Source organism: Bifidobacterium canis, from assembly GCF_009727065.1.
Lineage (GTDB): Bacteria > Actinomycetota > Actinomycetes > Actinomycetales > Bifidobacteriaceae > Bifidobacterium > Bifidobacterium canis.
In genome coordinates this window covers 1-8,636 of record NZ_WNLP01000017.1, presented here as the reverse complement: position 1 = coordinate 8,636, position 8,636 = coordinate 1, and the positions used below count along the sequence as shown (strand labels likewise).

Annotated in this window: 11 protein-coding genes and 2 CRISPR repeat arrays; of the genes, 4 read left to right on the top strand and 7 right to left on the bottom strand. The window is 52.5% G+C overall.

All coding sequences use genetic code 11. The annotated features are described in order from the left end of the window. Positions 1-89 precede the first annotated feature (89 nt). A CRISPR array of direct repeats spans positions 90-890; the repeat unit is 36 nt; unit sequence CAAGTCTATCAAGAAGGTAAGAAGCTAATTTCCAGC. 378 nt (positions 891-1,268) lie between these two features. Beyond that, on the top strand, positions 1,269-1,472 hold the full coding sequence (locus tag GSD1FS_RS09405) for a hypothetical protein (RefSeq protein WP_155589371.1): 204 nt from the start codon (positions 1,269-1,271) through the stop codon (positions 1,470-1,472). 779 nt (positions 1,473-2,251) lie between these two features. Then, positions 2,252-2,545: a hypothetical protein gene (locus tag GSD1FS_RS09400; RefSeq protein ID WP_155589370.1), complete on the top strand. Its 294-nt coding sequence runs from the start codon at positions 2,252-2,254 to the stop codon at positions 2,543-2,545. Between the two features lie 89 nt (positions 2,546-2,634). On the opposite strand, the gene GSD1FS_RS09395 is transcribed toward GSD1FS_RS09400, so the two are convergent. From GSD1FS_RS09395 to GSD1FS_RS09370, 6 genes are all read right to left on the bottom strand, one after another. Then, positions 2,635-3,027 carry a hypothetical protein gene (locus tag GSD1FS_RS09395; protein WP_155589369.1) on the bottom strand — a complete coding sequence of 131 codons (393 nt, stop codon included), beginning with the start codon at positions 3,025-3,027 and terminating at the stop codon, positions 2,635-2,637. A 785-nt stretch (positions 3,028-3,812) separates the two neighbouring features. Then, positions 3,813-4,175: a hypothetical protein gene (locus tag GSD1FS_RS09390; protein ID WP_155589368.1), complete on the bottom strand. Its 363-nt coding sequence runs from the start codon at positions 4,173-4,175 to the stop codon at positions 3,813-3,815. Positions 4,176-4,306: 131 nt separating this feature from the next. Next, the gene (locus GSD1FS_RS09385) at positions 4,307-4,858 is read right to left on the bottom strand and encodes a replication initiation protein (protein WP_155589367.1); all 552 of its coding nucleotides are present in this window, start codon (positions 4,856-4,858) and stop codon (positions 4,307-4,309) included. Between the two features lie 2 nt (positions 4,859-4,860). Beyond that, a complete protein-coding gene (locus GSD1FS_RS09380) occupies positions 4,861-5,031 on the bottom strand; it encodes a hypothetical protein (RefSeq protein WP_155589366.1) in 171 nt (56 codons plus the stop codon). A 167-nt stretch (positions 5,032-5,198) separates the two neighbouring features. After that, complete coding sequence (locus GSD1FS_RS09375; protein WP_155589365.1) at positions 5,199-5,456, bottom strand: hypothetical protein; 258 nt, start codon at positions 5,454-5,456, stop codon at positions 5,199-5,201. Between the two features lie 21 nt (positions 5,457-5,477). Continuing rightward, positions 5,478-5,621, bottom strand: a complete 144-nt coding sequence (locus GSD1FS_RS09370; protein ID WP_155589364.1) for a hypothetical protein — start codon at positions 5,619-5,621, stop codon at positions 5,478-5,480. Positions 5,622-5,883: 262 nt separating this feature from the next. Between GSD1FS_RS09370 and GSD1FS_RS09365 the strand changes: the two genes are divergently transcribed. Then, complete coding sequence (locus GSD1FS_RS09365; protein WP_155589363.1) at positions 5,884-6,135, top strand: hypothetical protein; 252 nt, start codon at positions 5,884-5,886, stop codon at positions 6,133-6,135. Positions 6,136-6,286: 151 nt separating this feature from the next. Continuing rightward, positions 6,287-6,499, top strand: coding sequence for a hypothetical protein (locus GSD1FS_RS09360; protein WP_155589362.1), 213 nt, complete (start codon positions 6,287-6,289; stop codon positions 6,497-6,499). A 394-nt stretch (positions 6,500-6,893) separates the two neighbouring features. Here the strand turns inward: GSD1FS_RS09360 and GSD1FS_RS09355 are convergent, their stop codons facing one another. Further along, a complete protein-coding gene (locus tag GSD1FS_RS09355) occupies positions 6,894-7,532 on the bottom strand; it encodes a hypothetical protein (protein WP_155589361.1) in 639 nt (212 codons plus the stop codon). Positions 7,533-7,549: 17 nt separating this feature from the next. Next, positions 7,550-8,250: a CRISPR direct-repeat array (repeat unit 29 nt; unit sequence CGGATCATCCCCGCGAGTGCGGGGCAAAC). Between the last annotated feature and the right edge of the window lie 386 nt (positions 8,251-8,636).

Below are 8,636 nucleotides of genomic sequence, written 5' to 3'. Positions count from 1 at the left end.
TCCTCCGGCTCGATTCGAGTCAGACCGTTCAAGTCTATAGAAGGTAAGAGGCTAATTTCCAGCTTTCTTTTCTGGAGCGTTCCCTCCGCCAAGTCTATCAAGAAGGTAAGAGGCTAATTTCCAGCAAACCGTTGACGCGCCATTCGAAACGGCAAGTCTATCAAGAAGGTAAGAGGCTAATTTCCAGCGCGTATCGTTTGATGTTTGTATGCGTCCAAGTCTATCAAGAAGGTAAGAGGCTAATTTCCAGCACTCTTGTCGGTAGGCCCTTTACCCGGGCAAGTCTATCAAGAAGGTAAGAGGCTAATTTCCAGCTGAGCGTTGGAATGAATTCCATCGCCGGCAAGTCTATCAAGAAGGTAAGAAGCTAATTTCCAGCATTCGGCGTGTCGATTTGCATATCTTATCAAGTCTATCAAGAAGGTAAGAAGCTAATTTCCAGCTCGACATACGCGTACATCGATTTTTCGCAAGTCTATCAAGAAGGTAAGAAGCTAATTTCCAGCGATCGACATGGATATTAACAGCGCCTATCAAGTCTATCAAGAAGGTAAGAAGCTAATTTCCAGCCAGCGGGAAAGCGTTCCCTCCGATGTCGCAAGTCTATCAAGAAGGTAAGAAGCTAATTTCCAGCACCGGAACGGCAAATGGCTGGCCAAATCCAAGTCTATCAAGAAGGTAAGAAGCTAATTTCCAGCACCAGTGCACGTTCGTTTCCGTGATCTGCAAGTCTATCAAGAAGGTAAGAAGCTAATTTCCAGCATGAGGCGCGTCGTCTGGCGTCTACGTACAAGTCTATCAAGAAGGTAAGAAGCTAATTTCCAGCCACGACGGCTGCAACTAATCAACATCTGCAAGTCTATCAAGAAGGTAAGAAGCTAATTTCCAGTTCCCTTTCATGGGGAGCGCGGATTGAAATCAAGTCTACCAAAAGATAATTAGGAATGTGTGAAGCTAATTTCCAGCTTACAATCCAAAACATGACTTATCATAGCAGATTTGCGACTAACCTCTTTGAGTGTCTGTGTGCATAGGAACGTGGATCAACTGTGTTGCTAACCACGGAGATATCCGTAGTAAATGAAATCGATATAAAATGTAAGAAATTATTTACTATATGAATAGTAATGCCAATGTTAAATAATGGTTTGGCAATGATAACGGGTGGCATTCAACGGAACGGCATAGAGCAGAAATAAGTATTATTCATCTGTCTTCTTATGCTGTAGCCATCGAAACAGTGAGGTAATTAGTAAGGAGGAATGGCGATGACTGAATACTATATGGGGGTTAAGCAGGTGGCAGAGCATCTTGGTATCACACCAGGTGGCTTGTTGAATCTAAAGCTTCCTGAGCCGGATGTTTGCATTGGCCGTACTCGAGGTTGGAAAACAGAGACAATCGATGCTTGGAATGCATCTCGTCCAGGACGCGGCGTTGGCGGAGGTCGGCCGAAGAAACATGCGGACTGAATTTAAGAGTATCTGCTGAATTAACTGGTGAAAGAGATGTTGACATGAAAGTTCAAGGACTGAATGTCGCCTATCACGGTGATTTTGAGCGATTCCTTGCTGAAGACCACGATGCAACTACGTTGAAAAAGATACGGCTGATGCATTAGGCGTATATTGCGTCATGTTCCACGAGCCTTTCTTCAACACCGAAGACAACTCCATAAGCATCTCAGCCGAAGAATTATATCGATGGGTCAGCTGGTGCATATACTACGGACGCTCGAAAGACGAATATCCACTCACAATTCAGTGAAGAAAAACTCCACATAATGAGGCTTGATCGTCCACACGAGTGCGTGGCGAACATGGTATTTCGACAAAAGCAGTTCCAAGTAAGACAACTATAATGAGAGTTGACAATGTTCATGCTGTAGAAAGTGGCGTAAAGCAAACGTGCGAGGTATGACATGCAGGTGATGGAAGCACTGAAAAAGCAGCTGACATGGAATCCGGAATGGAAATACGCTCCGTGAAAGAATTCAATGATCACTGGTTTTCACCTGCATGGATCCTGATATGCATGGAGTGCAACTTGATTGTCCACGAATCAGGGTTCACAAGGATACCGGCGAAGCAAGCTATGTCCTGCTCACGGACAAGGACTTTTTCGATAGTATGAAAGCTCAGGAAGTCATACTGCCAGAAGGAGTCCTCCCGTACTCAGCGCAAGAGCAATGAATATCACACGGCATGCAAACATAAAATAGTAAAAGACGGATGTGCGGGGGAGGTGTGATATGCAGCTCATGGAAGCCTTGGACAAGGCAGCGTTGAAGCTATCCCACTATGCGATAGGAAACGTCACCGAATGGAATGATTATTGGTTGTTCCATCCGATGGATCCAGATGATCCAGATACCGCGATTCTCGACCCACCTGTCATCAAGATCAACAAGAAGACCGGAGAGGAAAGTCTATCCACCATCACTGACCCAGACTGGCGTTCAATCATGAAGGAATCGAAACTAGTGCAGATGCCAGAAGGCGTTCTTCCATATATGGAACATTACACGCCATATACCAGCAAATAATATCAGAACTTTACCCGTAAAAGGCCACCACATATATGGCGGCCGATCATCCCTGCGAGTGGGGGCAAACTTGTCCCGCGCGCACGCGGTCAGAATTCCGCGTTGACCATGAACTGGCCGCTCGCTCCATCACGCTCCAGCAGGTTAGACGATATGCGGCGGAAACTCGATGGCGCCTCGGTCATATACGATCCGTCATTGTACTCTGTAACGAGCTGCTGAATCTCCGTATCGGTGGCGGACGGTGCGAAAAAACGCGCGACAAACGGGTAATCGGCGGCGATCTCATCAGCATTGCCCGACGCATAAACGCGCATCATCGTAGGTGTGCCATCCTCAACACGATAGGCAACCACATCAACGTCGAGAGAACCCAATTCCCCGTGCACCGCTTGGGCGTTTTTATACGCGCCCAAACGATACTCGGCACGATAATACTGCCCACTGGAATCTTGCGGGTCAAACACTGCGACATCGGACATTTTCACGCCATTCGCCGCACTGAAATTTTAGCGAACTCCTCAGCCTGATTCGTGGCAGCAGTAGACGAACCCGAATTGGATCCACTACGCTCTTTGAGCGTTATTTCTGGAGAGCTGCTGGCTGACGGCGATGACTTCGCAGGACTAGCACTCGCGCTCGCCGATAAGGTTGTGTTAGACCTTCTGCCGCCATTGGCGCCGCCGCCTATCGCGGCCAACACGAGCACGACGACAACCCAAAACCACCAACGTTTCCATAACGGTTTTTGTACACCGTGCCTATTTTCGTCATTCGCGCTTTTCTGTTCCATTTTCCACTTCCTGCCTCAAAATCGTATCATCATCACGAGTGTGGGGCGAATGAGGGAGGGGACGGTGCCCCGCCGAACCTGTTCGGATCATCCCACCGGTGTGGGGCAAACGAAACCGAACCGGCGCGGTCGCCTCGTGGCATAGGCGGTCCGGCACACCATGACGAATGATGCAGCAATCCTACGGGTATGAAAAAGATCCCGAAGGTTGCAACTTCGGAGCCTTTACTTCCGGGCTGTTGCGCCTGAAAGATTATCATCATGAAGAAGAATATCTCCATCATTATAGGGCATCCGCAACGGAACTGCCACACACTCGTTATCGGGCCCATCGGGTGCGGTGTGTCGAGCGCCCCCACCTGCGGGTGATTCGCCCAGCGCCTTCCGCGCCCGTCCATATTCGGAAGTGTGCGGATCACCCCTGCAGGTGTGGGGCAAACCACCACGGCATGAGTCGCTAAAAACGACCCGCTTTTACGGTTCTCTATGCCCCACCGAACGGTAAGTAGCCCACATGCACCAAGCCACGTAGTACAACGACAGCAGCATACGGGACAGGTCGCGGTTGTACAGCAGCACGATGCCCAACGGAACCAGCAGCGTCGCTAGGATCACCGCTAACGATCCACGATCGAACCGCCAGTGCCGGTACACCAGCACGGCCAGAGACATCAACCAGCTCGTGAGATACACGAATGCATACACCGTGAATACGCCGGGGTGGTAGCCCAGCTCATTGACTAGGCATAAAGCGAAGGCACAACAGCCGATCAGTGCGGGGATTGGGCTTTGATTGTCTTGATTCAAACTGGATGCTGGAGCTGTCGATCTGGTCATGAGTTGCTCACCTGATTTCTGATCTCAGAGGAGGCCGGCCCTACTGGCGGGTAGTATCACACCCACCATGCCTAGGGAGAGAATACTGACCAATAACAGTCTCAACCCATATATGAAAGCCTTTTGCCCCTTCATGTTGTGTTCCTTTGCACGAATGCGCTTCCTACGCGGAGGGAGGCGCCGTTGCCCCCATTTAAAAAGGCTACGAGACTGTAAGCCATCACCGCAACGAGGCAGGCATGGAATAGCGAATAAAGCGCCTGATCTGTAGCACAAGGCTCAAAACAGTGGGACGTTCTCTGCAGTAGTCCCAGAGTCGGTCTGCTTGTATTTTTGGAGCCGATGAACATGCTGCCGCTATGCCTGGCTTGCTCCTCCTCAAGCCGCCTGCGTGATTCCTCCATCACCTTGGATGGCTCCACCTCGGCCGCCAACTGTTTCGTTGGGTTCTGTTCCGGTGCGGACTCCTTGTCTTCGCGGTTGAAGTGGAAGACGAAGCCCGATAGGGACGGCCTTCCACTTCCCGCTTTCTTTTTCTGGTACTTGCGTTCGATTTTCAGATGCATCAAATCGCCTAATTCGTCTTCAATCGGCTTGAGCACTCTGCGGTTCAGCTGACCAATGTTGAAGCTTTTTGTCACGTCGAGGAGGCGGCGAAAAATGTCGAGGCTGACCGCCCGCATCTTCAGTAGATCTGTACTGCTTGGCGCGCCTGTAGAATTCCTTGGCGTATGAGGATCACCGCGAGTGCGGGGCAAACCGCCTCGCGGTATTTGGCTTCCCAGTCTGTGTTCTCGCTCGTACCCTGCGGCTCGTCGACGTTCTCGTCCTGGTTGTCTGTTGTGTTGTCTGCCATGTAGGCTCCTGTTCTGTCGGGCCCATGCGGGCATGAAAAAGCCCCTCATGCGAGGGGCTTGTACGTGGACTGCGCCGGAATCGAACCGGTGTATTACGCCTTGCAGTCCTTGGGTATGGAAAAGGCCACCCATTTGGGCGGCCTTGCGATGATATGGTTGAGCACATTCATACGGCTGATTGCAGTAAGTGCTCGTAGCCTTCTTTATCTTCGTCCGTCAGGCATCCGAATGCGTAAAGCAGGACGTCTTTGGGGATGGAGACCTCCGGCAGCGTGGCGGAACCGAGAAGCCAGTCCAAAGCGAGATACGGCTCACCGACTTCGACCATTTCCTGATAGGGGTCGATGTGGTGCTTCTCCATCGCTGGGGCGACATATGGGGCGAGCCTGTTGATGGCAGCCATGATGTCATTCTCACTTGCCAAGCCTCCTCCTTTGATGCTCATTCATGGGGTAAGCTGATTCAACGCTGAATCTCTCCTTTGTTTTTCGCCGTTTTTCAAGTATATCTCTATATACTCGTCATCGATCAACGGATCATCCCGCGACTGCGGGGCAAACTCGCCCGTCTCCTCCAGCACGATGTCCATCGGAGGATCATTCCCGCGAGTGCGGGGGCAAGCCGACTGACCGTAATGTCGAGGACATGTTACAGGCGGCATTGGGAGACGGTTATCCACGATCCGTCGGTCATGGGAACGGGTATTTCTCATTATTCAGGCATGTTTGTGGAGAACCGTGGGCGGAGATCATGGACGCGCAAATCGCGAATCCAAATGCATACGCACTGATAGAGAAGTATTTTCCGAAATCGGTTACAATATTCAATGAGATGGTGAAGGAGGCGTTGAAATGAAAGCACGAGGACTCAATGTCTTATACGACGGGAATTTCGAGCAATTTCTCGCTGAAGACCACGACGCATCTACTTTGAAAGAAGATACCGATAATGCATTAGGAACTTATTGTCGCATGTTCCACGAGCCGTTCTTCAACATCGAGGAAAACTCCATAAGAGTATCAGCCGAGGAATTGTACCGATGGGTCAGTTGGTGCATCTACTACGGACGTTCGAAAGACGAATACCCACTCGCCAACCAATAAAGAAAAGGCCGCCACGCATTATGGCGCCTTTCGCATATCAGGACTGGAAGGCCACGCACACCGGTTCGACTCCGGTGCAGTCCACGATTCAAACCCGCCGCACGGCGGGTTTTTTATTATCCGAAACGGGTCAAACGAAAGGAACACCGCGATGAGCGACGAGGAAATCAAGGCGCTGCAGGACAAGCTGGCGGAAACCGAGTCCAAACTCGAGGAAAGCGTCAAACACTCCCGCGAATGGGAGTCGAGAGCCAAGGCGAACAAAGCGAAGGCCGACGAACTGGAACAGCTCAAAGCCGAACGCGAAGCCACTGCCAAGGAACTCGAGGAACGGATCATCCCCGCGAGTGCGGGGCAAACGTGAGCGGTTTCACTCGAACCCGTTATCGGCTTTCGGGAACCCCTCGAAGAAGCATGGACGCACAATGATGGTCAGTGATATCAGTGATCGGTCTTGCGTCTGGATCCCTTATTGGCCCTTGTTCGTAGGGCCGGGCTCTATTCTCCGCACGGTTCCCTCATAATCGATGAGAAGCACGTACGGATCATCCCCGCGAGTGCGGGCAAAGTTGCATGTGGTCATTGGCCCGCCGACCTGCGATGGATCATCCCCGCGAGTGCGGGGCAAACCATATGGCAGGTAATGGTCTTCCCACCTGTGCCGGATCATCCCCGCGAGTGCGGGGCAAACCCCCTCATGCGAGGGGCATGAATATGAGAAAGGCCACCGTGTAATGCGGTGGCCAAAAGATAAATGTTCAGTCAGTGTACGGTATGCCGGCGGCCCATTTTCGTGCGGCAGACGTATCGAGGTCGGGCGGCAGAAGTTCGATATACCTATCAGCAACCTCCCTGATGTTCACGATTCCACGCCAACCACTGTGTCTGCGGGCGTAGTCCCAATGAATGATATTGAAGGCCTCCTTGTAGTCATATATCTGCGCGGTATCCACATGGATCGGCATGGGTTTTCGGTCGGAGGCCTTCTTTACGTGTGGCCATTCCCCGTACCATTCGATAACACGCTCGTCAGTCATATCTGCTCCACTTCCACCAAGGTCACCGTTGGGGGATCCTTTCAAGGCATCGTCGTTGAGAAGCTCCGCCGGTTGAATGCTGTCCTTGACGCTGATGACCCTGTATCTGTTGCTCCCGGAGCTTATGTACTCATATTCTCCCATAAAATCACCGACAGCGCTATCGACAGACATCATCCGATTGCCGCCTCTCCTATTCAGGAGAAGAACCGGTCGAATACGTTCGACGTCGAATGTCTTGGCGAATTCAACGTAGCTAACACGTGGGTTCGAACTCCAGGAGGATAAAGCGTGTTCATTAAGCTCTTCCCCTTCGTATATGTGTAGGTCTTCCCGCCATGTTTTGGCATCCAGTTGCACCCCGCGCCACATTGGCTTAGGATCATCCCCGCGAGTGCGGGGCAAACACGTTCATCGAACGTTTCGGCATGTAGTCGTTCGGATCATCCCCGCGAGTGCGGGGCAAACCCGAGATAGCCGCGGTTATGCTCGACCGCGAACGGATCATCCCCGCGAGTGCGGGGCAAACCGAAGCCGTATGTCAAGGTGCTCCAACCCGATCGGATCATCCCCGCGAGTGCGGGGCAAACTGAGTAGCACCAATAAAACCCCATACACTAATCGGATCATCCCCGCGAGTGCGGGGCAAACTTCGTGAGGTTCGGTGTCACGTTGGGGATTGACGGATCATCCCCGCGAGTGCGGGGCAAACCACGTCTGCCGTTTGCCTACGTCCCTGCATGGCGGATCATCCCCGCGAGTGCGGGGCAAACGAGGAAGCACTCTCGCTGAAAGCCATCGCCCTAGGATCATCCCCGCGAGTGCGGGGCAAACCGTGTCGCTGATTTTAAATTCGGTGCCCGAGCCGGATCATCCCCGCGAGTGCGGGGCAAACTTGGTGGCGAGCATGGTGCTCGACGGGAACGCCGGATCATCCCCGCGAGTGCGGGGCAAACTTGACGTGTGCACGCGATGCTCGCAAGTCCGCCGGATCATCCCCGCGAGTGCGGGGCAAACGCGATCACCGTCGCACTTTACGGGCTCGAGGCAGGATCATCCCCGCGAGTGCGGGGCAAACAATCCACCTAAATGAGGTATGATGGAGGTAATGAGGTGATGAGCTGAGCTCTGAATAGGGCGAGGAGCACCACCTCATTTGATACGTAATATTGAACTGTCCTTCCTGATTTGCAGGACGGATCATCCCCGCGAGTGCGGGGCAAACTTGCCTGCACCGGGGCCGTCGTCCGGGTGGCGCGGATCATCCCCGCGAGTGCGGGGCAAACCTCCCGTTTTGCGGCTATCGGTTATCGAAGGTCGCGGTATGCGCGACCGGATCATCCCCGCGAGTGCGGGGCAAACAACCGCCGAACGTCTCGCCGAACTCGAACGCACGGATCATCCCCGCGAGTGCGGGGCAAACCACGTGCATGGGCATATGGTGAAGTCGATGACGGATCATCC

What these genes read in the sequence shown, in the direction of transcription:
- GSD1FS_RS09405 (WP_155589371.1), top strand. Translation starts at nt 1,269, where the DNA reads ATGACTGAATACTATATGGGGGTTAAGCAGGTGGCAGAGCATCTTGGT.
- GSD1FS_RS09400 (WP_155589370.1), top strand. Translation starts at nt 2,252, where the DNA reads ATGCAGCTCATGGAAGCCTTGGACAAGGCAGCGTTGAAGCTATCCCAC.
- GSD1FS_RS09395 (WP_155589369.1), bottom strand. Translation starts at nt 3,027, where the DNA reads ATGTCCGATGTCGCAGTGTTTGACCCGCAAGATTCCAGTGGGCAGTAT.
- GSD1FS_RS09390 (WP_155589368.1), bottom strand. Translation starts at nt 4,175, where the DNA reads ATGACCAGATCGACAGCTCCAGCATCCAGTTTGAATCAAGACAATCAA.
- GSD1FS_RS09385 (WP_155589367.1), bottom strand. Translation starts at nt 4,858, where the DNA reads ATGCGGGCGGTCAGCCTCGACATTTTTCGCCGCCTCCTCGACGTGACA.
- GSD1FS_RS09380 (WP_155589366.1), bottom strand. Translation starts at nt 5,031, where the DNA reads ATGGCAGACAACACAACAGACAACCAGGACGAGAACGTCGACGAGCCG.
- GSD1FS_RS09370 (WP_155589364.1), bottom strand. Translation starts at nt 5,621, where the DNA reads ATGGACATCGTGCTGGAGGAGACGGGCGAGTTTGCCCCGCAGTCGCGG.
- GSD1FS_RS09365 (WP_155589363.1), top strand. Translation starts at nt 5,884, where the DNA reads ATGAAAGCACGAGGACTCAATGTCTTATACGACGGGAATTTCGAGCAA.
- GSD1FS_RS09360 (WP_155589362.1), top strand. Translation starts at nt 6,287, where the DNA reads ATGAGCGACGAGGAAATCAAGGCGCTGCAGGACAAGCTGGCGGAAACC.